At 60.8% G+C, this 418-nt stretch carries 1 protein-coding gene; it reads left to right on the top strand.

Features of this window, described 5'->3' with window-relative positions; translation table 11 throughout:
- Positions 1 to 388: IS3 family transposase (locus KBI52_RS00705; RefSeq protein ID WP_210804773.1), on the top strand; the 388-nt coding region annotated here is incomplete at its 5' end.
- Positions 389 to 418 lie beyond the last annotated feature (30 nt).

Here is a 418-nt window from a genome sequence, read left to right as displayed (position 1 = left end):
GGTGGGGTGGGCCATGCGCGATCACATGCGCACCGAGCTGACCCTTGGCGCTCTGATCATGGCAGCCCAGCGGCAGCGACCAGGCCCTGGGCTTATTCACCATTCGGACCGTGGAAGCCAATACGCGGCAGAGGCGTATGCCCAGCAACTGGCTCTCATGAGCGCCAAGCCATCGATGAGCCGGACGGGCTGCTGCTATGACTGTGCCCCAATGGAATCGTTCTTCCATTCCTTGAAGGTCGAGTTGGTTCATCAGCATCGTTGGACGACCCGCGAGGAGGCACGACGGGACCTGTTCGGCTATATCGAGAGCTACTACAATCGGCAGCGCATCCACTTGGCGCTCGGGTATCTCACACCCGAACAGGCCGAGCGGAAATTGAGCTAACCCAGTGTCCGCGCAAGCGGGGGAAGATCA

Source organism: Microvirga sp. HBU67558, assembly GCF_018069605.1.
Classification (GTDB): domain Bacteria; phylum Pseudomonadota; class Alphaproteobacteria; order Rhizobiales; family Beijerinckiaceae; genus Microvirga; species Microvirga terrae.
Note: the sequence above shows the minus strand (reverse complement) of the source record. Positions and strands in the feature narration are given on the sequence as shown.